We start from the raw sequence: 23450 nt of genomic DNA on the forward strand, positions 1-23450 counted from the left end.
TGCCTTGCAGGACGATTAGTCCGAATTCTGCAATTAGGCCGCGGATCTGATTCGCCTGTGCTGTGCATGCCCTGACCATACCCTGTCGAGCTCTGTGTAATGGCAGTACTGCCTGCTGCTCTACATGTTTGATCAGTACGAAACGCATTGTCGGACGGGTTACCGCTTCGCAAGTCGCTTCGGCGTCGGCTGCATCATGCTTGTTGGTCTTGACGTACGGTTTGACGAACTACGGTGCAATGAGCTTTACCGTCTGGCCTTGGCTCTGCAGCTTGCGTGCCCAATAATGGGCGCTGCCTCATGCTTTCATGCCCATGAGGCATGGCGCCAAATTGGTGAAGAAAGCCGTTATCTCGATGCGCTTGACCTGTTCTTGAGCGCAGCTTTACCATGCGCATCAACCCCGTGAACCTGAAACACATTTTTGGCTAGATCGATGCCGTAATTTTCATGGTGGACGCCTCCCTCGCTTCAAGTGGTTTGTTGACACTCCCACTTTGGCACAACTGATGCCGTTACAGGTGGGGGCGTCTATCCCATTGAAAGCGGACCTACACGTTCAGATTCCGGGGCTAATATGGCGGCCGTGTTCGCAGACAGATTGATGCCATCGCCAAAGCACTTCTATCCGAAGATCTGTAGATCAATGTGGATTGCCGCTAGGAGCCCACGTCTCAGACGCAGGCCGCTAATTCGCGCCTCCTCATCCCTTTCGTAGAATCGATCCCAGCTCAGCCGGCGTAGGATCTCGGCACGTATCGCGCGCTATCGCGTGGAGTCACGCGAACAGCGTGCCCGATGTCGTTGGGTCGCTGAGCGGACCTTTGGGAGGCTTGATCGTTTCCGGAGGCGGCACCGGTCATGAACAAAGAGGGCGAGCGGCTTTGCTAAGCGTACCAAGCCGCACAAAAGCAAACGGGCGCCGCAGCGCCCGTCCTCAATCCGTACCAGGCGCCGCTTACAGCACCACGGTCTGCGCCTGTCCTTCTTCGCGCGCGCGGATCTCGCCGATGCGGTACACGGTCTCGCCGGCCGCCTGCAGCTGCGCCATGGCGGCATCCGCGTTTTCCTTCGTCACGATCACGGTCATGCCGATGCCGCAGTTGAACACGCGGTGCATCTCTGCGTCCGCCACGCCGCCGTGCTGCTGCAGCCACCCGAACAGCGGCGGCATCTGCCACGATTTGGCATCCAGCACGGCGGTCAGGTTCTCGGCCAGCACGCGCGGGATGTTCTCGACCAGGCCGCCGCCGGTGATGTGCACCATGCCCTTCACTTCCATCGCCCCCATCAGGGCCAGCAGCGGCTTGACGTAGATGCGGGTCGGCGCCATCAGGACGTCGGCCAGCTTGCGGCCGTGGAAGTCGGCTTCCAGGTCCGGCTTGGCCACCGAGATGATCTTGCGCACCAGCGAGTAGCCGTTCGAGTGGATGCCCGACGAGGCCAGGCCCAGCACCACGTCACCCGGGACGATCTTGCTGCCGTCGATGATCTGCGATTTTTCCACCGCGCCGACGGCGAAGCCGGCCAGGTCGTATTCGCCGTCCGGGTACATGCCCGGCATCTCGGCGGTCTCGCCGCCCAGCAGGGCGCAGCCCGACTCTTCGCAGCCCTGGGCGATGCCCTTGACCACGGCGGTGGCGGTCGGCACGTCCAGCTTGCCGCATGCAAAATAGTCGAGGAAGAACAGCGGCTCGGCGCCCTGCACCAGGATGTCGTTCACGCTCATGGCCACCAGGTCGATGCCGACGGTGTCATGGCGATTCAGTTCGAAGGCGAGCTTGAGCTTGGTGCCGACGCCGTCGGTGCCGGAGACCAGCACCGGCTCCTTGTACTTCTTGCTGATCTCGAACAGACCGCCGAAGCCGCCGATGCCGCCCAGGACGCCTTCGCGCATGGTGCGCTTGGCGAAAGGCTTGATCGCTTCGACCAGGGCGTCGCCCGCGTCGATATCGACACCGGCGTCACGATAAGAGAGAGAAACATTAGATGGTTGGCTCATGGTATTTGGCAGCGAAGGCGGTAAAATAGAAGGCGACAGACCGTAGGCTTGGTCAATCCGCTATTTTAGCAAAACGTCCCTGTCCAAACCCGTTTCCACATTGCTTACTAAAATAACAATAACGGCATGCCCTTTTTCCTGACCCGCGAACAGAAACAATCCACGTTCTGGTTGGCGCTCTGGCTGGCGGCGGCGCTGCTCCTGTATACCCTCGGTCCCATCCTGTCGCCCTTCATCGCGGCCGCCATCCTCGCCTACATGCTCAATGGCGCCGTCGACCGCCTGGCGCGCGCGCGCCTGGGCCGGCGCCGGCTGCCGCGCGTGCTGGCCGTCTCGCTCGTGCTACTCGCCTTCTGCATCGCCGTGGTGGCCCTGTTCCTGACCGTAGTGCCGGTGCTGCGCGCCGAGATTCCCCTGCTGCAGGCCAAGATCCCCGCCTTCTTCACCTGGCTCGACAGCTATGTCGCGCCCTGGCTGGCTGGCCACGGCATCCACGTCAGGCTCGATAGCGCCGGCCTGCGCGACCTGCTGCAGCAGCAGGTCGCCGCCAGCGGCGACGACCTGTGGACCTCGGTACTGGCCAAGGTGCGGGTGGGCGGCAGCGCGGTGCTGGGCTGGATCGCCACCCTGACCCTGGTGCCGGTGGTGCTGTTCTACCTGCTGCTCGACTGGCACCAGCTGGTGGCGCGCATCGGCGGCGCCATCCCGCGCCGCTGGGCGCCGCAGGCAACCGGCATGGCGCTCGAGGCCGACGCCCTGCTGGCCCAGTACCTGCGCGGCCAGCTCCTGGTGATGATCGTGCTGGCCGTGTACTATTCGGCGGCGCTGGCCATCCTCGGGCTGGACGTGGCGCTGCCGGTCGGCGTGCTGACCGGCATACTCGGCTTCGTGCCCTACCTCGGCTTCGGCCTCGGCATGCTGCTGGCCCTGGTGGCGGCGGTGCTGCAGTTCCCCGGCTGGGTGGGCCTGGCCTGGGTGGTGGCGATCTACACCGCCGGCCAGCTGATCGAAAGCTTCATCCTCACGCCGCGCCTGGTGGGCGAGCGCATCGGCCTGCATCCGCTGGCCGTGATCTTCGCCCTGATGGCCTTCGGCGAACTGTTCGGCTTTGCCGGGGTGCTGCTGGCCCTGCCCGTGTCGGCGGTACTGATGGTGGGCTTCCGGCACATGCGTGCCCACTATTTGCGCAGCAGCTTTTATAATGCCTGACGCACATGAGCCTACTATGATGAGTCCGACGCCATGAAACAGCTGGTGCTCGATTTAGGCGCCGAGCCGGCGCACAGCCTCGACACCTTCCAGGTGGGCGAGAATGCCGAACTGGCGCACCTGATGCACCAGTTCGCGCAGCGTGCTTCGCGCGAGCATTTCGCCTACCTGTGGGGCGACAGCGGCGCCGGCAAGACCCACCTGCTGCAGGCGCTGGCGGCCAGCCCGGCCTCGCGCTACATCCCCTTCGACGCCCCGGCCGACCAGTTCGTGCACACCGAGGACGTGACCCTGTATCTGCTGGACGACTGCGACCGCCTCTCGCCCCAGCGCCAGATCGACGCGTTTGCCCTGTTCAACCAGATCCGCGAGCACGGCGCCTACATGGTCAGCACCGGCCCGGTGCCGCCGGCGGTGCTGGGGCTGCGCGAAGACCTGCGCACGCGCATGGGCTGGGGCCTGGTCTACCAGATCAAGGGCCTGTCGGACGACGAGAAGATCGCGGCGCTGACCCAGGCCGCGGAAGCGCGCGGTTTGACGCTGTCGGCCAGCGTGTTACCCTATTTGTTGTCTCACTTCAAACGCGACATGCGATCGCTGGCGACGATGCTGGACGCCCTCGACCAATATTCGCTCGAGACCCAGCGCCCCGTCACCCTGCCGCTGCTGCGTGATTTATTGCTGCAAGAAAACCAGCAGCCGGAAACCAAAGAATGAAAAACCTTGCGCTGTTCGACCTCGACCACACCCTGCTGCCGATCGATTCGGACTACGAATGGGGCGAGTTCCTGGTCCGCATTGGCGCGGTGGACGAAACCGCCTTCCGCCGCCGCAACGACGAATTCTTCGCCCAGTACCAGGCCGGCATCCTCGACCCGGCCGAATACCTCGAGTTCGCCCTCGGCACCCTGGCCAGTTTCCCGCGCACCGAGCTGGACGCCCTGCTCGCGCGCTACATGGCGGAAGTCATCGATCCGGTCATCAAGCCGCAGGCCCTGAAGCTGGTGCGCGAGCACCAGGAAGCCGGCGACCTGGTGGCGATCATCACCGCCACCAACCACTACATCACGGCGCCGATCGCGGCGCGCTTCGGCGTCGAGCACCACATCGGCGCCATGCCGGAATACGACGCCGCCGGGAAGCTGACCGGCAGGCTGGTCGGCACCCCGACCTCGGGCCCTGGCAAGATCACCCACATGCACGCCTGGCTCGAACGGCTCGGCACCCGCTTCGAGGACTTCGGGCGCTGCCACTTCTACAGCGACTCGCACAACGACCTGCCGCTGCTGTCGATCGTCAGCCACCCGGTCGCCACCAACCCGAGCGCCAAGCTCGCCGCCCACGCGCAGGCGCAGGGTTGGCCAACACTCCATCTCTTCAATGATTAAGAAATTCATCCGCAAGATCCTCGGCGTGAAAGACGACGGCCGCGACCCGAGCCAACCCGTCACGCTCGGCCCCGACGAACACAAGATCGACCCGCGCCTGGTGTCGCGCAATGCGATCACGGTCACGCAAACCCTGCAGGACGCCGGCTTCAAGGCCTTTGTCGTCGGCGGCGCCGTGCGCGACCTGCTGCTGGGGGTGAAGCCGAAGGACTTCGACATCGCCACCGACGCCACGCCCGAACAGGTGAAAAAGCTGTTCCGGCGCGCCTTCATCATCGGGCGCCGCTTCCAGATCGTGCACGTGATGTTCGGCCAGGACCTGCTGGAAGTGACCACCTTCCGCGGCAACGGCAGCGACAACGCGCCGAAGGACGAGCATGGCCGCGTCCTGCGCGACAACAATTTCGGCCCCCAGCACGAGGATGCGGCGCGGCGCGACTTCACCATCAACGCCATGTACTACGATCCGGCCACCCAGACCGTGCTGGACTACCACGGCGGCATCGAGGACATCCGCGCCAAGCTGCTGCGCATCATCGGCGTGCCGGAAGCGCGCTACCGCGAAGACCCGGTGCGCATGCTGCGCGTGGTGCGCTTCGCCGCGAAGCTCGGCTTCACCATCGAGCCGACCACGCGCGCCCCGATCCCCGTGATGGCCCCCTTGATCGACAACGTGCCGGCGGCGCGCGTGTTCGACGAGATGCTCAAGCTCCTGCTGTCCGGCCACGCGCTGGCCTGCCTGAAGGAGCTGCGTTCGGCCGGCCTGCACCACGGCCTGCTGCCGCTGCTGGATGTGGTGCTCGAACAGCCGATCGGCATGAAGTTCGTGACCCTGGCGCTGGAATCGACGGATGGCCGCGTGAAGGCCGGCAAGGGCGTCTCGCCCGGCTTCCTGTTCGCGTCCCTGCTGTGGCACCAGGTGCTGGAGAAGTGGAACGCCTACCGCGCCGCGGGCGAGGCGCCGATCCCGGCGCTGCATCTGGCGGCCGACGATGTGCTCGACACCCAGACCGAGAACCTGGCCCTGCAGCGCCGCATCGCCACCGACATGCGCGACATCTGGGCCATGCAGCCGCGCTTCGAGCGCCGCACCGGCAAGGCCCCCTTCAAGCTGCTCGAGCACCCGCGCTTCCGCGCCGGCTACGATTTCCTGCTGCTGCGCTGCGAATCGGGCGAGCTGCCGGTCGAGGTCGGCGAATGGTGGACCGCCTTCTACGCCGCCGAAGGCGGCGAGCGCGAAGCGCTGCTGGCGGCGGCGAACCAGCGTGATCGGGGTGAAGCTGGCCAGAAGCGCAAGCGTCCGCCGCGCCGCGGCCCGCGCCGTGGCAACGCGGGTGGCGGCGGCGATGGCGCGCAGCCACGGGCAGCGGGCGGCGGCGAGGAATGATCGCCTACGTCGGCATCGGCGCCAACCTGGGCGATGCCCAGGCCAACGTGCTCGATGCGCTGCGCCGCCTGGCCCTGCTGGACGGGACGGCGGTCATCGAAACCTCGGGCCTGTACCGCACCGCGCCGGTCGATTCGAGTGGCCCCGACTACATCAACGCGGTGGCCTGCATCGACACCAGCTTCGATCCCTTCGAACTGCTGGCCGCGCTGCAGGACATCGAAGCGGCGCACGGCCGCGAGCGGCCCTACCGCAACGCGCCGCGCACGCTCGACCTCGACCTGCTGCTATACGGCGACCAGCGGATCGCCACCGAGACCCTGACGGTGCCCCATCCGCGCATGCACGAACGCGGCTTCGTGCTGGCCCCGCTGGCCGAGCTGGCGCCGCATCTCGTCATTCCCGGGGTCGGCCCGGTCCACGATTACCTGCCGCTGGTGGCCAGCCAGGCGGTCGACAAGATCGGATAGCCCATGCAGCTTCCTGTCTGGTTCCAGACCGCCGGCCTGCTGGTGCTGTCGAACATCTTCATGAGCTTCGCGTGGTACGGCCACCTGAAGAACCTGAACAACCGCGCCTGGTACGTTGCCGCCCTGGTCAGCTGGGGCATCGCGCTGTTCGAATACCTGTTGCAGGGCCGCGGCATGCCGCGGCGCAGAACCGCATCGGCCATACCCAGTTCAGCCTGGCGCAGCTGAAGATCATGCAGGAAGCGATCACCCTCTCCGTGTTCGTACCCTTCGCCATGCTCTACATGAACGAGCCGTTCAAGCTCGACTACGTGTGGGCGGCGCTGTGCCTGGTGGGCGCGGTGTACTTCATCTTCCGGTCCTGAGCCTGCAGGTTTGCTGCCGGCGCATTACACTACGCGTTTCCGAACGACCGTCTTAAAGGATTTCCATGAGCGCTTACCTGCAGGGCCAGGATCCGGCTGCCAACGATGCCCCGAAACCCGTCCGCAAGGCCGTGACCGCGCCCTCGCTGCTGGCCATGCGCGCCGCCGGCGACAAGATCGCCATGCTGACCGCCTACGACGCCAGCTTCGCCTCGCTGATGGACCGCTGCGGCGTGGACGTGCTCCTGATCGGCGATTCGCTGGGCATGGTCTGCGCCGGCCACGACTCGACGCTGCCGGTGACGGTGCTTGATGTGGCCTACCACACGGCGTCGGTGGCGCGCGGCACCAGGCTGGCCCTGGTGCTGGCCGACATGCCCTTCGGCAGCTACACCACGCCGGTCGAAGCCTACAACAATGCCGTGACCCTGATGCGCGCCGGCGCGGAGATGGTCAAGATCGAAGGCGGCGCCTGGCTGGCCGAGACCGTGCGCTTCCTGGTCGAGCGCGGCATTCCCGTGTGCGCCCATATCGGCCTGACCCCGCAGTTCGTGCATGCCTTCGGCGGCTTCAAGGTGCAGGGCAAGACCGACGCCGCGGCCGAGCAGCTGAAGGCCGACGGCCTGGCGCTGCAGGCGGCCGGGGCCTCGCTGGTGGTGCTGGAAGCGATTCCCGCGGCGCTGGGCAAGGAAGTCACGGAACTGCTGTCGATTCCGACCATCGGCATCGGCGCCGGCCCCGACTGCTCGGGCCAGGTGCTGGTGATGCACGACCTGCTGGGCGTCTTCCCCGGCCGCAAGGCACGCTTCGTGCGCAACTTCATGGATGGCCAGACCAGCATCGACGCGGCCGTGACAAGCTACGTGGCCGCGGTGAAGGACGGCAGCTTCCCGGCGCCGGAACACTGCTTCTGAGACGGACATGGACGGGTCTTCCGCGCATGCCCGTCTGTTCCTGGCCCTGTGGCCGGATCCCGCCGTGCGCCACCTGCTCACCGGGTGGCGGGACGCCTGGACCTGGCCGCGCGGCGCGTCTCCCGTGCATGCCGACAAGCTGCACCTGACCCTGCACTTCCTCGGCAGCCTGCCGCGCGCGCGCCTGCCCGCGCTGCTCGACGCCTTCGGCGTGCCGTTCACGCCCTTCCACCTGGCACTGGAACACGCCACCGTCTGGCACAACGGCATCGCCGTGCTCGAACCGGCGGCCACGCCGCCCGAACTGGCCGCCCTGCATGCGCGCCTGTCGGAAGCACTGCCGACCCTCGGCCTGCAGCCGGAAACGCGCCACTACCGGCCGCACGTGACGATGGCGCGCCGCGCCACCGGCGCCATCCCGCCGCCCGAGCATCCGCAGGTGGCGTGGGACGTGGGCGGCTACGCGCTGGTGGAGTCGCAGGATGGGGTGTATTCCGTGCTGCGCCGCTACGGCTGAGCTGACCGTGATGTGAACGCGTGGGCGGGGAACCCGCCCACCCTACATCTCGGCATGACGAAATTCCCCCCTTGGCACGCACCTTCCCCAGTGCACCGGCTGTGCATACGTTCCTGCTTTCCTTTCCCCCTCGGGAGGGGGCGGTATTCTCCCATCCCCCATGCCAGAATGTTTCTCATCGGGCGACTGCATGAGACAGTCGCTCCTGGATGAATCGAACGAATCTGGAGCACACCATGGCAAATACCGAAACCGCGATCCAACAACTGTACGTCGCCTACTACAACCGTCCCGCCGACCCGGCCGGCCTGGCGTTCTGGAAGGGCATCGTCGACGGCCAGGCCGGCGACCTGTCCGCCGTCTCCGCCGCCTTCGCCTCCTCGGCCGAATACGTCTCGGTCTACGGCGGCAAGGACAACCGCACCGTGGTCAACACCGTGTACCGCAACCTGTTCGGGCGCGACGGCGAACCTGCCGGCCTCGATTACTGGGCGAATGCGCTCGACAAGGGGCTGATCACGGTCGACGGCGTCGTCACCGCGATCGCCAGCGGCGCCCAGAACAACGACCTGGTCGCCTTCAACAACAAGGTCAAGTTCGCGATCAGCTTCACCGGCGCGCTCGACCTGCATCCCGAGCAGGCCGCCTACAACGGCAACGAGGCGCTGGCCTTCGCCAAGGGGCTGACTTCCGCCGTCACCACCGACGCCTCGCTGGCCACCGCCACCGCCAACATCCCGGCTTCCACCGTCGCCTTCGTCGCCGCCAGCAAGGCGCCGATCACCTTCACCCTGAGCGCGGGCGCCGACACCGGCGCCGCGTTCCAGGGCGGCGGCGGCAACGACATCTACAACGCGACCGCCGCCACCTTCTCGGCCGGCGACAAGATCCACGGCGGCGGCGGCGTCAACACCATGTTCGTGATCGACGACGGCAGCGCGCTGGCCACCGGCGCGCCGGCCCAGGCCACGCTGACCAATATCCAGCACCTCACCCTCAGCACCAAGGGCGGCGTGGGCAATGCCGCCGCCTACGACATGTCGGGCTTCGCGGGCCTGGAGCGGGTCGACATCCTCGCCGGCGGCGCCGTGAACGCGAAGGTGGCCGACACGGTGGACTTGAACATCCGCACGGGCGCCGGCGCCGTCACCACCAGCGGCGGCCGTTCGGTTGCGGTGTCGGGCAATACCGGCGCGGCCAACCTGAGCGGCAATGCGCTGGCCTCGGTCAGCCTGGCCAATACCAGCCAGGCCGCCAACATCGTCAATGGCACGGTGGACCACGACCTGGCCCTGCGCCTGCTCGAAGTGGGCAACGGCGCCACCGTCACGGACGCCAACGCCAGGACCATCAACCTGCAGGTACTGGCGGCGCAGAACGGCAGCGGCTCGCACATCAACCTGGCGGCCGCCCGCGCCACCAACCTGAACATCGAGAACATGGCCAGGTTCCAGCTGGACACCAGCACGCTGGCGACGGACGACAAGCTGGCCACCATGACCCTGAAGGGCGCGGGCAGCTTCGGCGCCGACCTCTCCGGCATCGCCTCGCTCAAGACCTTCGACGGTTCGCAGTCGAGCGGCACCAACACCCTGAGCGTGGCCAGCACCGCCAACCTGCTGGTCAAGGGCGGCTCGGGCACGGACCTGCTCACCATGAGCGGCAACCTGGCCGGCAGCGCCGTGGTGGACCTGGGCGCCGGCAACGACCGCTACGAATTCTCGCGCGCCGCGCTGAGCGGGTCGAAGGTGGACGGCGGCGCCGGCATCGATACCATCGTGATCAACGACGCCGCCCTGCTCGCGCCGACCAGCAACCTGGTGTACAACAACTTCGAGGTACTCGACTTCAGCAACGGCAAGGGGGTGTACGACCTCGACCGCGTCGGCAGCGTCACTACCCTGCACAGCAGTGCGCGCCTGCGCGAAACCGTCGAGTTCATCAACGGCCGCGCCGATTCGCGCATCGAGTTCGTCAGCCGCGATACCAATCTCGACCTGTACGGCAACGTCGCCGAGCAGCACGTCATCGGCCAGACCGTGAAGTTCACGATGAAGGATGCGTCGGGCGCCAACGACAAGCTGACCATCAGCATGACCGCCAACGACGCACGGGTCGACAACCGCACCAATGGCCTGGTGGAGGGCAACATCATCGAGACCAGCGGCATCGAGACCATCACCCTGCATTCGACCGCCAACAAGCTCGAACCGGACAACCCGGCCACCGGCACCAACGAGGCGCGCGTCGCGGCCGACTACGTCAACGGCTTTTCCTACCTGTACGCGCAGGGCAGCAAGACCATCGTGGTGACCGGCGACGCGAGCTTGCGCCTGATGACGGCCTACTCGGACACCCTGACCACCTTCGACGCCTCGGCCTCGACCGGCAACGTGGCCTTCAACGGCGCCACCCGCAAGGCCGGCGTCGCCGACACCGCCCTGAACTACCTCGGCAGCAAGGGCACCGACTACTACACGGCCACCAAGGGCGGCGTGGTCTTCCAGGGGAACGATGGCAAGGACACGGCGCTGCTGTACCGCTACGAGCAGGTCAAGGATGTCATCAAGTTCAACAAGGCCAGCGACTCGCAGCTGATCTGGGCCAACGGGAACAACAAGCAGGTCAATGCCTACGACACGATCTATGACTTCCAGACCGGCGTGGACAAGATCGACCTGTCGGCCCTGCACCTGGCGCGCGGCGCCAACCTGGACGGCTTCGCCACCATCAAGCTGGTGTCGAACACCGACCACATCCTGCAATCGACGCTGAAGGATGGCGTCGGCGTGTTCAACGACAACGGCACCATGCGCTCGATCGCCTTCGCGATGTACGGCGTGGACGATGGCTGGATGCTGGTCGACGTGAACGGCGACGGCGACTACACGAGCGACGTCGACATGATCTTCAGCATGTACGGCAACACCAGCATCCCGGTGATGAGCGACTTCATCTTCTGACCGGGCTTTCCCTGGCGGCCCCTCCACCGGCTGGAGGGGCCGTGTTCCTGCCCGCCAGCGCTTATTTCGGTCGGTGCATGGCGCACAGCTTGTTGCCGTCCGGGTCGCGCACATAGGCCAGGTACAGCTTGCCCAGGCTGCCTTCGCGCAGGCCGGGCGGGTCCTCGCAGCTGCTGCCGCCGTGGGCGATGGCGGCGTCGTGGAACTGGTGCACCTGTTCCGGCGAGCTGCACCTGAAGCCGATGGTGCCGCCGTTGGCGCAGCTGGCCGCGGCGCCGTCGATCGGTTCGGAGACGCAGAAATTGCCGCCTTCGTGGCGGTAGAACAGGCGCGCCTGCCCGGTCGGCGCCGTGTTTTCGAAGGGCGCGCCCACGCCCAGCGTTCCCAGCACCGCGTCATAAAAGGCTTTCGACCGTGCGATGTCGTTCGAACCAACCATCACGTGACTGAACATCCCTGGCTCCTTATTCATGGTGGATAGATCCTGCATGGCGTGCCGCCGGCCGGCGCAGATGACACAGCCCGCGCGTCGTCATGAATACAACAAGCGCGGCATCGCCAGCATAGGCGGACTCACCGGAAGTTGCTACACTTGCACAACCAAAGCAAGAGACTACCATGGACAAGTCCGCCTCCATCCTCGTCGTCGACGACTACCTCCTGATCCGCACCCATGTGCGCCAGGTACTGGCCGATCTCGGTTTCCTGAACGTGTACCAGGCCGATAACGGCAAGGCCGCGCAGGAACTCATGCGCAAGCAGCAGATCGACATCGTGATCGGCGACTGGGGCATGCCTGTGATGAGCGGGATCGACCTGCTCAAGTGGATGCGGACCGACCACCGCTACGCGAACACGCCCTTCATGATGCTGACCGCGGAAGCGAACCCGCAGTCGGTGCGCACCGCGCTGCAGGCCGGCGTGAACGCCTACATGATCAAGCCCTTCACGGTGCACAGCTTCGCCTGCAAGTTCATGGGCATGCTGGGGGCGCCGGCGGATGCCGCCCCGGCGCCGTCCGCGCGCGACGGTGCGCCTGCGCCTTCGGTGCCGGCGGCGCCCGCCGTGCTGCCGGAATCGAACGTGATCGGCCTGGATGCGCCGATCGGCGAGCGGGTGAAAAAATCCACGGTGCTGATCGTGGACGACATCCCGACCAACATCGAGGTGCTGGCCGGGGTGCTGAAGGACGAGTATGCGATCAAGGTGGCGACCAGCGGCAGGAAGGCGCTGGAAATCGCGGACGCCTTCCACCTCGACCTGATCCTGCTCGACATCATGATGCCGGTGATGGACGGCTTCGAGACCTGCCGCCTGCTCAAGGCCAACCCGAAGACGGCGCACATCCCGATCATCTTCCTGTCGGCGCGCGACGGCAGCGAGGACGTGGTGGCGGGCCTGCGCCTGGGCGCAGTGGACTACGTGTCCAAGCCCGCCGACCCGACCATCCTGAAGGCGCGCCTGTCGGCGCACCTGCTGCTGGCCACCGCCATGCAGGACATCAAGCGCCAGAACGAACTCCTGATCGAGAACGCGCGCCTGCGCGAAGACGTCGAGCGCATCACGCGCCACGACCTGAAAAGTCCGATCGCGGTCGCGCTGCACGGCAGCCAGGCGCTGCTCGCCAGCCAGCTCACCCCGTCCCAGCGCGAGCAGGCCGGCATGATCGAGACGGCCGCCGAGAATGCGCTCGAGATGGTCAACCGCAGCCTCGATGTCTACCGCATGGAACAGGGCAGCTACCAGCCCACGCTGCAGGTGTTCGACCTGGGCGACCTGCTGGGCAAGGTCTGCCGCCAGGCCCGCCACAGCGTCGACGGCGGCGACGTCACGGTGGCCTTCGACCAGCCGGAAGACCTGATGTGCCTGGGCGAGCCGCTGCTGTGCTATTCGCTGTTCAGCAATGTGCTGAAGAACGCGATCGAAGCCTCGCCCGAGGACGGCAAGGTGAGCGTGTGCATCGCGCCCGGCTATGGCGAACTGCACGTCACGGTCGACAATGCCGGCGAAGTGCCGCAGGCGGCACGCGAGCGCTTCTTCGAGAAATACGCGGCATCGAGCAAGGTCGGCGGCAACGGCCTGGGCACCTATTCGATCCGCCTGATGGCCGAGGTGCAGGGCGGCAGCGTGAACATGGAGACCGGTCACGGACGCACGCGCCTCACCGTCACCCTGCCCTGCCCGTGAGCCACCAGGCCCCATTCCCGCATTTCGGCGCATGAATCCCGCAATTCGCGACATGACCGGGGCGCCGCGCGCCGCCGGCGGCGATACTCGGCACATGCACACATTCTCTTCCAGGCTGATCCGCCCCCGCAGCATGTGGCTCTGCTACATGGCGGGCTGGCTGGTGTACGGGGTCTTCATTTCCTTTGCCGACCAGGTCGACCTGCTTGCGGCCGGCCGCTTCGACGGCCGGCGCTGGCTGCTGACCATCCTCAGCCTGCTGCCCTCCGCCATCCTGCTGGCCCTGGCCTGGCCCCTGACCGGCTTCTTCGAGCGCCGCGGTTACCGCGTCGCGACCATCATCGGCATCCACATCCCGACCGCCTTTGCGTTCTCGGTGCTGTCGCAGACGCCCTTCTGGATGAGCTTCCACAACAGCAAGCCGATGAGCTGGTACGTCTGGCCGCTGCTGTACCACGTGATGACCTACCTGCTCGGCGCCGGCATCTTCCACCTGATCCGCGCCAGCGAACGGGCGCACCGCCAGGCGCTGGCGATGAAGGAGGCGCAGAACCTCCTGGTCAGCTCGGAACTGAGCGCGCTGCGCAACAAGCTCAATCCGCACTTCCTGTTCAACACCCTGCACTCGATCATCGCGCTGACGCAGCGCAATCCGGCCGCCGCCGAAACCGCGCTGTTCCAGTTTTCCGACATGCTGCGCTACGTGCTCGACACCGAGCGCAGCGGCAGCGACCGCGTGACCCTCGATGCGGAACTGGATTTCGTGCGCGACTACCTGGAACTGGAGCAGCTGCGCCTGGGCGAGCGCCTGCACGTGGACTGGGATCTCGACCAGGACGCCGGCGACCATCCGCTACCGGCCCTGTCGCTGCAGCCGCTGGTCGAGAACAGCATCAAGCACGCCTTCAACCCGCACAGCCGTCCGGGCATCCTGCGGATCCGCACATGGCGCGACCCGGCAAACGGCGCGCTGACCATGACGGTGCGCGATACCGGCCCCGGCGCCGATCCGGCCGCGATCGCCGCTTCCTCCGGACTCGGCCTGCGCACCATCGAGCGGCGCCTGCGGCTGGACTATGGCAGCCGCGCCGCGCTGCGGGTCAACAGCGCGCCCGGCGCCGGCTTCAGCGTGTCGGTCACCATTCCCGCGGTCCGCGAAGAGAGCTACGCATAACATGAACATGAGCCTGAAAACCGCTTTCTTTGCCGAAGACGAACCGCTGGCGCGCGACCTGCTGCGTGACGCCATCTACGCCAATCCCGGACTGCGCCTGGTGGGCGAAGCGGCCAACGGCGCCGAAGCGCTGGAGCGGATCACGCGCCTGCGGCCCGAGGTGGTGTTCATGGACATCCAGATGCCCGAGATGAGCGGGCTGGAAGTGCTGCGCCGCCTCGACTACCTGCCGCAAATCGTGTTTACCACCGCCTACGACCAATACGCGGTGAAGGCTTTCGAACTGCATGCGGTGGACTACCTGCTCAAACCCTTCACCCAGGCGCGCTTCGCGGCGGCGGTGGCGCGCCTGCTCGACGGCCCGGTCCATGCCCGCGACACCCTCGACAGCGCGCTGGCGCAGGCGGCCGGCAGGAACGGGGCGCCGGCCCGGCTGGAACGCATCCTGGTGCGCGACCGCGGCCGCATCTTCCCGCTCGCGGCCGGCGAGATCGAATACATGAAGGCCGATTCCAAGTACACGGTGATCGCGGCGCGCGGCCAGACCTTCCTGGTGCGCATCGGCATCTCCGAACTCGAAGTCCAGCTCGACCCGGCGCGCTTCGTGCGCATCCACCGCTCGGCCCTGATCAACCTCGATTTCGTGGACTCGATGCGGGCCGACGAGCAGTCGCAGCTGCAGATCCACATGCGCGACGGGACGGTGCTGGGGGCGAACCGGGATGCGTCAAAGATCCTGCGGGACATGGCGATTTAGGTGATTTTTACTCTGAAGGACGAACAATGACGCTGGGCATGATGGTCGAAGTGATGATGTTGATCGCCGCACTCGGATTCGGCGCGCTTGCGATACGCCATTGGCGTGCGCAGGGAACGCCGGTCTTGCGCGGCCTCGGGCTGGCCTGGAACCGCCAGGCTGGGCGCGACCTCATGGCGGGTATCGCCATCGCCACCCTGGCGATGCTGGGGATTTTTGCGGTCGAAGCCGCCCTGGGGGCGACCACGGCGTCGGGACTCCGGCAGCAATCCCTGGGAGAACTCGGCAGCTGGTTGCTCGGCAAGGCCGCCGCCAGCGTTAAGGAAGAAATCATCATGCGTGGCCTGCTCCTGTCGGGCCTGGTGCTGGCGCTGCGTGGGCGGCGCTGGCTGGCCATCCTGCTCTCGGCCCTCGCTTTCGGCTGCATCCACCTGAGCAATCCGGGCGCAAACCCGCTGTCGGTACTCGGCAATACGCTCGGCGGCGTGGTGTATGGCGTGGCTTTCCTCTACGCCGGTAGCCTGTGGTTGCCGATCGCCCTCCACTTCGCCTGGAATTTCGTGCAGGGCCCCTTACTGGGCTTTCCCGTAAGCGGCATTGACGCGGGCGGCTTGCTACGGATCCATGACCTTGGTCCGGCCTGGCTTAGCGGTGGCGCTTACGGGCCGGAGGCCGGCCTGGTCGGTATCGCCTTCCGCTTTGTCATCATCGCAGTGGTCTTGCTGTGGCTGAAATCGGCATGGCGTCACCGGAGCCGGCCGTGGCGCCCGGCGGAAAACGTCGTCGAGTATGACGGGCCGGTACAGGCACCCCACCGTCCGAGCAATTAGCCGACCTGGATCCAGGTGGTCTTCAGCTCGGTGTACTTGTCGAAAGCGTGCAGTGACTTGTCGCGCCCGTTGCCCGACTGCTTGTAGCCCCCGAAGGGCACGGTGATGTCGTCATTGTCGTACTGGTTGACGTGCACGGTGCCGGCGCGCAGGGCGCGCGCGCTGCGGATCGCCTTGCTCATGTCCGCCGTCCACACCGCTGCCGCCAGGCCATAGGGCGTGGCATTCGCCTGGCGCACCGCTTCCTCGATGTCGGTGAACGACAGTACCGACAGCACCGGCCCGAAGATTTCCTCGCGCGCGATGCGCATGGCGGGCTCGACGCCGTCGAACAGGGTCGGCTCGATGTACAGGCCGCCGCTGTCCTGCCTGGCCGCGCGGCCGCCCGCGCGCAGGCGCGCACCGGCCGCCTTGCCGTCCTCGATATAGCCGAGCACCGTCTTCATCTGCACAGGGTCGACGATGGCGCCCATGACGGTTTCTTCGTCCAGCGGATCGCCCGGCGCGTAGCGCGGGACCAGCGCCAGCGCCTTTTCCAGGAACGCATCCTTGATCGACGCTTCGACGAACAGGCGCGAAGGCGCATTGCAGCTTTCGCCCTGGTTGAAGTAGATGGACCCGATCGCGCTTTCCACCGCCGCGTCCAGGTCAGGACAATCGGCGCAGACGATGTTGGCGGATTTGCCACCCAGCTCGGTCCATGCGCGTTTCAGGTTCGACTGCCCCGCCATCTGCATGATCTGCTTGCCGACCCGGGTCGAGCCGGTGAAGGCGATGCAGTCGACGTCCAGGTGCAGGCCGAGCGCGCTGTCAGCCTCGTTGCCATACCCGGGCAGGACGTTGAACACACCCGGCGGCACGCCCGCCTCCAGCGCCAGCTCGGCCAGGCGCAGGCAGCTCAGGGGCGCCTTCTCGGACGGCTTCAGGACCAGGCTGTTGCCGGCGGCTAATGCCGGGCCGATCTTCCAGGCCGCCATCAGCATCGGGTAGTTCCAGGGGATGACCGCCGCCACCACGCCGACCGGTTCGCGCGTGACCAGGGCCAGGCTATCCGCGCCGGTGGGGGCCACCTGGTCGTAGATCTTGTCGATCGCCTCGCCATACCAGCGGATGCAGTTCTGGGCCAGCTGCACGTCCACGCTCAGGCTGTAGCGGATGGGCTTGCCCATGTCGAGGGTTTCCAGCAGGGCCAGCTCGTCGCGGTGCGCCAGCATCAGGTCGGCGAAGCGGACCAGCACCCGCTTGCGCGCGCCTGGCGCCATGCCGGACCAGCGGCCGTCCTCGAAAGCCCTGCGGGCGCTTGCCACGGCGGCGTCGGCATCCTGGCCGTCGCCGCGCGCGACCTCGGCCAGCCGGCGGCCATCGATGGGAGAAAGACAATCGAAACGGGCGCCGGAACGCGCATCGACCCGGAATCCGTCGATGAACGCCCGGCCGTCGATGGCCAGTTTTGCGGCCCGTTCGTGCCATGATGGAGTCGACATACCGGTTTCCTTCCCTGTTGAGCAACACTCGATGCCAAATACTAGCAAAGTTGATCCTGGCACCGAATTCTGCATTTATAATCGCGGATTTTCCGTCTCACAATTTTCTCCCGCCGGAGCATCCACCGCATGAATACCACCCTGATCGTTTTCGTCGCGCTTTACCTGCTCGGCACGCTGGCTCTGGGGATGTGGGCGGGCACGCGGATCAAGAATACCGCCGACTTCGCCGTGGCCGGCCGCAGCCTGCCGCTCGTCATGGTGATCACCACCACCTTCGCCACCTGGTTCGGCGCCGAGACCGTGATGGGCGTGCCGGCCAAGTTCGTGCAGGGCGGCCTGAACGCCATCATCGAGGATCCGTTCGGGGCCGGCATGTGCCTCATTCTCGTCGGGCTGTTCTTCGCCTCGAAGCTTTATAAGCTCAATCTGCTCACCATCGGCGGCGACTACCGCCAGCGCTACGGCAAGGGCATCGAGATCTTCTGCTCGCTGGCGATCATCCTGAGCTACCTGGGCTGGGTGGCGGCGCAGATCACCGCGCTGGGCCTGGTGTTCACGGTGCTGACGGGCGGCGCGATGTCGCCGGCCATGGGCATGCTGGTCGGCACCCTGGCCGTGCTGATCTACGTGGTGGTGGGCGGCTTCCTGGCGGTGGCGATCACCGACTTCGTCCAGATGATCGTGCTGGTGGTCGGCATGAGCATCATCGCCGTGTTCGCGGCCGACCTGGCCGGCGGCGCCGACAAGGTACTCGCGATGGCCCAGCAGGCCGACCTGTGGCGCGTGCTGCCGGAGCCCAGCTTCACCGACATCGCCTTCTTCGTGGGCGCGGCCGTGACCATGATGTTCGGCTCGATTCCGCAGCAGGACGTGTTCCAGCGCGTGATGTCGGCCAAGGATGCCCCGACCGCGCGCACCGGCGCCGTGATCGGCGGCGCCAGCTACATCCTGTTCGCCTTCGTGCCGATGTTCATCGTCGCCGCGGCCGTGGTCGTGATGGGCAATTCGGCCATGGAGATCGCCCAGAACGACTACCAGCGCCTGCTGCCGACCTTCATCATGACCAAGATGCCGCTGGTGATGCAGATCCTGTTCTTCGGCGCCCTGCTGTCGGCGATCAAGAGCACCTCCTCGGCCACCCTGCTGGCGCCGTCGACCAGCTTCGTCGAGAACATCCTGCAGAACCTGAAGCCCGGCATGAACGACAGGCAGCGCCTGCTCGCGATGCGCATCACCATCGTGATCTTCGCGACCATGGTGCTCCTGTATGCGATCGCCATGGAAGGCACCTCGATCTACGAGCTGGTGTCGAGCGCCTACCAGGTGACGCTGGTGGGCGCCTTCGTGCCGCTGGTGATGGGCCTGTACTGGAAGCGCGCCACCACCCAGGGCGCGATCGTCTCGATCGCGGCGGGCATCGTGGTGTGGCTGCTGTTCTTCGAGGGCGTGACCACCTGGGGCGAGCACTTCCCGGGCCAGCTGGCCGGGCTGGTGGCGGCCTTCGCCGGCATGTTCGCCGGCTCGCTGGCCCCGCAGCTGTTCAGGAACGGCGGCGAGCCGACCAGGCACATCGCCGCGGGCGCCTGACGCGGCGCGCGCTTACGCCCGCGCAAGCCGCCGTCCGGCGGCCTCGGCTACGCTGCATGCCTCCACCCTACGCGAGGACATGCCATGGCACAGCCGGACCGAACCCCCGCCCCAGCGGACCGCATCGCCTTCGACGCTGCGATCCAGTCACTGGAAGCGCAGCTTGCCAACCTGGGCGCGCACCTGGGCATCGATGCCCACGCGCGGGCGGCCTATGCCCGCGAAATCCGGAAGATGGCCGATGGCCTGCGCAGCGAGGCGCTGGCCGGCAGGCTCACCTGGCAGGGGGCGGCTCAGGAAGCGCAGCAGACGCGCAACCTGATCATGGAAGTGGTACGCAGCCGCAGCACGCCAGTGGGGCGCTCGATGGCCCAGCAGCTCAAGTCGCAGGGGTATTCGCTGAATGAACTGGTCGCCAGCCAGACCCGGCGCCTGCACGGCCCGCACGCCACGTTTTCCACGCTGTCCGCGTCGCAGAAGAACACGATCTATGCGAATATCGTGGCGTCCGCCGGCAAGTCGAATCCGGCGGTGACGCGTGCGATGGCGCGCCTGTCATATGCGGGGCGCGGCCTGCTCCTGCTGTCGCTGGCCCTGTCCGCCTACAGCATCGCCACCTCCGCCGACAGGGTGGCCACCGCCACGCGGGAACTGGCCCTGACCGGCGCCGGCATCGGCGGCGGCATCGCGGGCGGGGCGCTGGCCGGACTCGCGTGCGGTCCCGGCGCGCCCGTGTGCGTCAGCGTGGGCGCCTTCGTGGGTGGCGCCCTGAGCGCCTTCGGCATCAGCCTTCTCTGACAACGATCCGCACGCCGTGCACCTGCTCGACGCCACCGATGTGTCCCTGCGCCTGGCCAGTCCGTGGTCGGAGCAGCGGCTCGCGCGCAGCGCCATCCTTGCCGACGGCCGCGACACCGGACAGATCGTGACCGGCGAGGTGCTGGAAGCGGCGCTCCAGTGGAAGGGCTGCTTCCTGCTGTTCGTCACCGATGCGATTCCCTTCGAGGACAGCCTGCGCATCTACCTGTTCGACGCCGGCTGGCGCCTGCTCGACTGCGCCAGGCTGGGCGCCATGTACAGCACCGGCCACTTCGCGGACCTGGTGCTGGCGCCGCCCGACAGCCTGCGCTTTTCCTTCATCGGCGGCATCGCCTGGGAACTGCAGCTGCTCGAGCACGACGCCCTGGCCCTGCCCTTCTGCGATCCGAAAGGGGTCGCGCGGCCCTTCGGGCTGCGCAGGCGTTTCCGGCTGCGCGGGCGCCCGCTGCCGCAAGCGTAGCGCGGGCCCGGCCCGGCTCAGGCCATCCAGCCGCGCGCTGTCACCTCGTCCAGGGTCAGGTCGAGGCAGGCGCGGATCCGCTCCGCCATCTCGTCGATCTGCGCGGTGGTGATCGATAGCGGCGGCGCCACGATCATGCGCTCGCCCACCGCGCGCATGATGATGCCGTTGTCGAACATGTGCTTCCGGCACAGCATGCCCACCGCCTGCTGCGGCGCGAACGGTGCGCCGTCGTGCACGCCGGCGCCCTTGCTGCGCACCAGGGTCAGCGCCGCCGCCAGGCCGCAGGTCTCGGCATGCCCCACCAGCGGATGCGTGGCCAGGGACGCGAAGCAGGCCTTCAGCCAGGGTCCCGTTTCCTGGGCCACCCGTTCCACCAGGCCTTCGGCGCGCAGGATGCGGATGTTCTCCAGCGCCGCCGCGCAGGCGGCCGGATGGCCGGAATAGGTGAAGCCGTGCTGAAACTCGCCGCCCTGCTCGGCCAGCAGCTGCGCCACGCGCGCCCCCACCAGCACCCCGCCCAGCGGGACATAGCCCGAGGTGACACCCTTGGCAAACGCGATCAGGTCCGGCTGGAAGCCCATCAGTTCGCAGCCGAACCAGCGCCCCAGGCGCCCGAAGCCGCAGATCACTTCGTCCGATACCAGCAAGACGCCGTACTTGTCGCAGATGCGCCGGATTTCGGGCCAGTAGGTGGCGGGCGGGATGATCACGCCGCCCGCGCCCTGCACCGGTTCGCCGATGAAGGCGGCCACCCGTTCCGGCCCCAGTTCCAGGATCTTGTCCTCGAGCCAGCCGGCTGCCGCCAGGCCGAAGGCGGCCTCGCTCATGCCGCGCCCGCCCTCGGCATAGCTGGGCTGGCCGATGTGGTGGATGCCGGGAATCGGCAAGCCGCCCTGCGCATGCATGCCGGCCATGCCGCCGAGCGAGGCCGCGGCCACGGTGGAGCCGTGGTAGCCGTTGCGGCGACCGATCAGGATGTCGCGCTGCGGCTGCCCGGCCAGCTGCCAGTAGCGGCGCACCATGCGCAGCACGGTGTCGTTCGCTTCCGAGCCGCTGCCGGTGAAGAACACGTGCTGGAAGGCGGCGCCCGGGGACAGTTCGGCCAGCAGCGCCGCCAGCCGCAAAGCCGGCACGTTGGTGGTGTTGAAGAAGCTGTTATAGAAGGGCAGCTGCAGCAGCTGCGCATGGACGGCATCGGCGATGCTGGCGCGGCCGTAGCCGGCGTTCACGCACCACAGGCCGGCCATGCCGTCGATGATCCGCCTGCCCTCCGAATCCCACAGGTAGATGCCGTCGCCGCGCACGATCACGCGCGCGCCGCGCGCACGCAGCGCGGCGTGGTCGGTGAACGGGTGCAGATAGTGCGCGCTGTCGAGCCGCTGCAGCTCGCGGGTGTCGAAGGTCTCGGGCTCTGCGGGTGTCTCCGGCGCGCCGGCGCGCAGCGAAGCAAGCGGGGTAGTGATGCTCATGATCGGCTCCCTTTCTCGCGTGGCCCGGAACGGGCGCGTTTCCTCAAACGTGCAGCAGCAGGTGCTCGCGCTCCCACGGGCTGATCACGCGCATGAACTCCTGGTGCTCGAGGTCCTTCACCGCGGAGTAGACGTCGATGAAGCGTTCGCCCAGCACGTCGCGCAGGCGGTCCTCGCGGCGCAGCAGCGTGATCGCTTCCGACAGGCCCTGCGGCAGCTCGACCGGCATGTCGTAGGCGCTGCCCTCCACCATCTGGCTCGGCTCCACCGCGTCCTGCATGCCGAGGTAGCCGCAGGCCAGGGTCACCGCCAGCGCCAGGTAGGGATTGGCGTCGGCACCGATCACGCGGTTCTCGACGCGCCGGTCCTGGGCGCCGGACACCGGTACCCGGAAGCCCACTGTGCGGTTGTCCATGCCCCACTGCAGGTTGATCGGCGCCGCCGTGTGGCGCACGATGCGGCGGTACGAGTTCACGTAGGGCGCGACGATCGCCATCGCAGACGGCATGTAGCGCTGCAGGCCGCCGATGTAATGGCGGAACGATGGCGCCGCGCTGCCGTCCGGGTTGCTGAAGATGTTGCGGCCGGTTTCCAGGTCGACCACGCTCTGGTGCACGTGCATCGCCGATCCCGGTTCGTTGGCCATCGGCTTGGCCATGAAGGTGGCGTACATCTCGTGCTTGAGCGCGGCCTCACGCAGGGTGCGCTTGAAGTAGAACACCTTGTCGGCCAGGCCGAGCGGGTCGCCGTGCAGGAAGTTGATCTCCATCTGGCCGGCGCCGATCTCGTGGATCAGGGTGTCGACATCGAGGCTCATCAGCTCGCAGTAGTCATAGATGTCCTCGAACAGCGGGTCGAACTCGTTGACGGCGTCGATGCTGTACACCTGGCGGCTGGTCTCGGCGCGGCCGCTGCGGCCGACCGGCGAGGACAGCGGCAGATTCGGATCGATGTTCTTGGCCGTGAGGTAGAACTCGAGCTCGGGCGCCACCACCGGCTTCCAGCCCTTCTTCGCATACAGGCCCAGCACGCGCCGCAGCACGCTGCGCGGGGCGAAGTCGACCAGCTGGCCATCGGCGAAATAGCAGTCGTGGATCACCTGCGCGGTGGGATCGACCGCCCATGGCACCATGGTGATGGTGGTCGGGTCGGCCTTCAGGATCATGTCGCGGTCGGTGGCGGCGATGGCGCGGTTGTAGGAATCGTCACGCTCCGGGGTGTTGCCGGTGACGGTCATGCCCAGCACCACTTCGGGGATGCGCATGCCGCGGTCTTCGGTGAACTTGATGCGGGGGAGGATCTTGCCCCGGGCCACGCCGGTCAGGTCGGGGACCAGGCATTCGATCTCGGTGACCCGTTTCGCGTTGAGCCACTCCTCCATGTCGGTGTAAGAAAAATTGTCGCGGATTGCCATGATTTGCCTCGTGTCTGGTTCGGAAGGAGGCGCAAGTCCGGCCTGGCC

20 protein-coding genes and 2 pseudogenes are annotated in these 23450 nt (G+C 66.9%); 16 read left to right on the forward strand and 6 right to left on the reverse strand.

Annotation, left to right across the window (positions count from 1 at the left end; translation table 11 throughout):
• Both LCI23_RS15955 and purM read right to left on the reverse strand, forming a co-directional pair.
• A pseudogene (locus LCI23_RS15955) lies at positions 1–438 on the reverse strand (transposase); the annotation flags it as partial.
• A gap of 520 nt (positions 439–958) precedes the next feature.
• Positions 959–2002 carry a phosphoribosylformylglycinamidine cyclo-ligase gene (gene purM / locus LCI23_RS15960; RefSeq protein ID WP_224947437.1) on the reverse strand — a complete coding sequence of 348 codons (1044 nt, stop codon included), beginning with the start codon at positions 2000–2002 and terminating at the stop codon, positions 959–961.
• A 126-nt stretch (positions 2003–2128) separates the two neighbouring features.
• Between purM and LCI23_RS15965 the strand changes: the two genes are divergently transcribed.
• From LCI23_RS15965 to LCI23_RS16005, 9 genes and pseudogenes are all read left to right on the forward strand, one after another.
• A complete protein-coding gene (locus tag LCI23_RS15965) occupies positions 2129–3211 on the forward strand; it encodes an AI-2E family transporter (protein ID WP_224947438.1) in 1083 nt (360 codons plus the stop codon).
• Positions 3212–3244: 33 nt separating this feature from the next.
• On the forward strand, positions 3245–3928 hold the full coding sequence (gene hda / locus LCI23_RS15970) for a DnaA regulatory inactivator Hda (RefSeq protein WP_224947439.1): 684 nt from the start codon (positions 3245–3247) through the stop codon (positions 3926–3928).
• Positions 3925–4599 carry an HAD family phosphatase gene (locus LCI23_RS15975; RefSeq protein WP_224947440.1) on the forward strand — a complete coding sequence of 225 codons (675 nt, stop codon included), beginning with the start codon at positions 3925–3927 and terminating at the stop codon, positions 4597–4599. The genes hda and LCI23_RS15975 overlap by 4 nt, the downstream gene beginning before the upstream one ends.
• Positions 4592–5986, forward strand: a complete 1395-nt coding sequence (gene pcnB, locus LCI23_RS15980; RefSeq protein WP_224947441.1) for a polynucleotide adenylyltransferase PcnB — start codon at positions 4592–4594, stop codon at positions 5984–5986. Before LCI23_RS15975 ends, pcnB begins: the two co-directional genes overlap by 8 nt.
• Positions 5983–6456 (forward strand): 2-amino-4-hydroxy-6-hydroxymethyldihydropteridine diphosphokinase, encoded by a 474-nt coding sequence (folK, locus tag LCI23_RS15985; RefSeq protein WP_224947442.1) that lies wholly within the window; start codon positions 5983–5985, stop codon positions 6454–6456. Before pcnB ends, folK begins: the two co-directional genes overlap by 4 nt.
• Positions 6457–6459: 3 nt before the next feature.
• Positions 6460–6821: pseudogene (locus LCI23_RS15990) on the forward strand (DMT family protein).
• A gap of 65 nt (positions 6822–6886) precedes the next feature.
• The gene (panB, locus tag LCI23_RS15995) at positions 6887–7735 is read left to right on the forward strand and encodes a 3-methyl-2-oxobutanoate hydroxymethyltransferase (protein ID WP_224947443.1); all 849 of its coding nucleotides are present in this window, start codon (positions 6887–6889) and stop codon (positions 7733–7735) included.
• A gap of 7 nt (positions 7736–7742) precedes the next feature.
• Positions 7743–8252, forward strand: a complete 510-nt coding sequence (gene thpR, locus LCI23_RS16000) for an RNA 2',3'-cyclic phosphodiesterase (protein WP_224947444.1) — start codon at positions 7743–7745, stop codon at positions 8250–8252.
• Positions 8253–8488: 236 nt separating this feature from the next.
• Positions 8489–11215, forward strand: a complete 2727-nt coding sequence (locus LCI23_RS16005; RefSeq protein ID WP_224947445.1) for a DUF4214 domain-containing protein — start codon at positions 8489–8491, stop codon at positions 11213–11215.
• Between the two features lie 61 nt (positions 11216–11276).
• On the opposite strand, the gene LCI23_RS16010 is transcribed toward LCI23_RS16005, so the two are convergent.
• Positions 11277–11669, reverse strand: coding sequence for a VOC family protein (locus LCI23_RS16010; RefSeq protein ID WP_224947446.1), 393 nt, complete (start codon positions 11667–11669; stop codon positions 11277–11279).
• 164 nt (positions 11670–11833) lie between these two features.
• Here LCI23_RS16010 and LCI23_RS16015 point away from each other — a divergent pair, with 164 nt between their 5' ends.
• From LCI23_RS16015 to LCI23_RS16030, 4 genes are all read left to right on the forward strand, one after another.
• Positions 11834–13402: a response regulator gene (locus tag LCI23_RS16015; RefSeq protein WP_224947447.1), complete on the forward strand. Its 1569-nt coding sequence runs from the start codon at positions 11834–11836 to the stop codon at positions 13400–13402.
• Between the two features lie 94 nt (positions 13403–13496).
• Complete coding sequence (locus LCI23_RS16020) at positions 13497–14576, forward strand: sensor histidine kinase (RefSeq protein ID WP_224947448.1); 1080 nt, start codon at positions 13497–13499, stop codon at positions 14574–14576.
• Between the two features lie 7 nt (positions 14577–14583).
• A complete protein-coding gene (locus LCI23_RS16025; RefSeq protein WP_224947449.1) occupies positions 14584–15333 on the forward strand; it encodes a LytTR family DNA-binding domain-containing protein in 750 nt (249 codons plus the stop codon).
• Positions 15334–15359: 26 nt separating this feature from the next.
• The gene (locus LCI23_RS16030; RefSeq protein ID WP_224947450.1) at positions 15360–16163 is read left to right on the forward strand and encodes a CPBP family intramembrane glutamic endopeptidase; all 804 of its coding nucleotides are present in this window, start codon (positions 15360–15362) and stop codon (positions 16161–16163) included.
• Here the strand turns inward: LCI23_RS16030 and LCI23_RS16035 are convergent.
• The gene (locus LCI23_RS16035; protein ID WP_224947451.1) at positions 16160–17647 is read right to left on the reverse strand and encodes an aldehyde dehydrogenase; all 1488 of its coding nucleotides are present in this window, start codon (positions 17645–17647) and stop codon (positions 16160–16162) included. The two genes, LCI23_RS16030 and LCI23_RS16035, sit on opposite strands and share 4 nt — an antisense overlap.
• Before the next feature lie 129 nt (positions 17648–17776).
• On the opposite strand from LCI23_RS16035, the gene LCI23_RS16040 reads away from it, so the two are divergent.
• From LCI23_RS16040 to LCI23_RS16050, 3 genes are all read left to right on the forward strand, one after another.
• Positions 17777–19237 (forward strand): sodium:solute symporter family protein, encoded by a 1461-nt coding sequence (locus tag LCI23_RS16040; protein ID WP_224947452.1) that lies wholly within the window; start codon positions 17777–17779, stop codon positions 19235–19237.
• 84 nt (positions 19238–19321) lie between these two features.
• Entirely contained in the window at positions 19322–20035 is a 714-nt protein-coding gene (locus LCI23_RS16045; RefSeq protein ID WP_224947453.1) for a hypothetical protein, read from the forward strand.
• Positions 20036–20051: 16 nt separating this feature from the next.
• Positions 20052–20516 carry a hypothetical protein gene (locus tag LCI23_RS16050; RefSeq protein ID WP_224947454.1) on the forward strand — a complete coding sequence of 155 codons (465 nt, stop codon included), beginning with the start codon at positions 20052–20054 and terminating at the stop codon, positions 20514–20516.
• Positions 20517–20533: 17 nt separating this feature from the next.
• Here LCI23_RS16050 and LCI23_RS16055 read toward each other — a convergent pair whose 3' ends face one another.
• Together LCI23_RS16055 and LCI23_RS16060 are read right to left on the reverse strand one after the other, a co-directional pair.
• The gene (locus tag LCI23_RS16055) at positions 20534–21988 is read right to left on the reverse strand and encodes an aspartate aminotransferase family protein (RefSeq protein WP_224947455.1); all 1455 of its coding nucleotides are present in this window, start codon (positions 21986–21988) and stop codon (positions 20534–20536) included.
• Between the two features lie 43 nt (positions 21989–22031).
• Entirely contained in the window at positions 22032–23402 is a 1371-nt protein-coding gene (locus LCI23_RS16060) for a glutamine synthetase family protein (protein WP_224947456.1), read from the reverse strand.
• Positions 23403–23450: the final 48 nt, after the last annotated feature.

This window comes from Massilia sp. MS-15 (assembly GCF_020176695.1).
Lineage (GTDB): Bacteria > Pseudomonadota > Gammaproteobacteria > Burkholderiales > Burkholderiaceae_D > Telluria > Telluria hydrophila.

Bases quoted from the DNA above. Each gene is read 5' to 3' on its own strand.
- purM (WP_224947437.1), bottom strand. From the start codon at position 2,002: ATGAGCCAACCATCTAATGTTTCTCTCTCTTATCGTGACGCCGGTGTC.
- LCI23_RS15965 (WP_224947438.1), top strand. From the start codon at position 2,129: ATGCCCTTTTTCCTGACCCGCGAACAGAAACAATCCACGTTCTGGTTG.
- hda (WP_224947439.1), top strand. From the start codon at position 3,245: ATGAAACAGCTGGTGCTCGATTTAGGCGCCGAGCCGGCGCACAGCCTC.
- LCI23_RS15975 (WP_224947440.1), top strand. From the start codon at position 3,925: ATGAAAAACCTTGCGCTGTTCGACCTCGACCACACCCTGCTGCCGATC.
- pcnB (WP_224947441.1), top strand. From the start codon at position 4,592: ATGATTAAGAAATTCATCCGCAAGATCCTCGGCGTGAAAGACGACGGC.
- folK (WP_224947442.1), top strand. From the start codon at position 5,983: ATGATCGCCTACGTCGGCATCGGCGCCAACCTGGGCGATGCCCAGGCC.
- panB (WP_224947443.1), top strand. From the start codon at position 6,887: ATGAGCGCTTACCTGCAGGGCCAGGATCCGGCTGCCAACGATGCCCCG.
- thpR (WP_224947444.1), top strand. From the start codon at position 7,743: ATGGACGGGTCTTCCGCGCATGCCCGTCTGTTCCTGGCCCTGTGGCCG.
- LCI23_RS16005 (WP_224947445.1), top strand. From the start codon at position 8,489: ATGGCAAATACCGAAACCGCGATCCAACAACTGTACGTCGCCTACTAC.
- LCI23_RS16010 (WP_224947446.1), bottom strand. From the start codon at position 11,669: ATGTTCAGTCACGTGATGGTTGGTTCGAACGACATCGCACGGTCGAAA.
- LCI23_RS16015 (WP_224947447.1), top strand. From the start codon at position 11,834: ATGGACAAGTCCGCCTCCATCCTCGTCGTCGACGACTACCTCCTGATC.
- LCI23_RS16020 (WP_224947448.1), top strand. From the start codon at position 13,497: ATGCACACATTCTCTTCCAGGCTGATCCGCCCCCGCAGCATGTGGCTC.
- LCI23_RS16025 (WP_224947449.1), top strand. From the start codon at position 14,584: ATGAGCCTGAAAACCGCTTTCTTTGCCGAAGACGAACCGCTGGCGCGC.
- LCI23_RS16030 (WP_224947450.1), top strand. From the start codon at position 15,360: ATGACGCTGGGCATGATGGTCGAAGTGATGATGTTGATCGCCGCACTC.
- LCI23_RS16035 (WP_224947451.1), bottom strand. From the start codon at position 17,647: ATGTCGACTCCATCATGGCACGAACGGGCCGCAAAACTGGCCATCGAC.
- LCI23_RS16040 (WP_224947452.1), top strand. From the start codon at position 17,777: ATGAATACCACCCTGATCGTTTTCGTCGCGCTTTACCTGCTCGGCACG.
- LCI23_RS16045 (WP_224947453.1), top strand. From the start codon at position 19,322: ATGGCACAGCCGGACCGAACCCCCGCCCCAGCGGACCGCATCGCCTTC.
- LCI23_RS16055 (WP_224947455.1), bottom strand. From the start codon at position 21,988: ATGAGCATCACTACCCCGCTTGCTTCGCTGCGCGCCGGCGCGCCGGAG.
- LCI23_RS16060 (WP_224947456.1), bottom strand. From the start codon at position 23,402: ATGGCAATCCGCGACAATTTTTCTTACACCGACATGGAGGAGTGGCTC.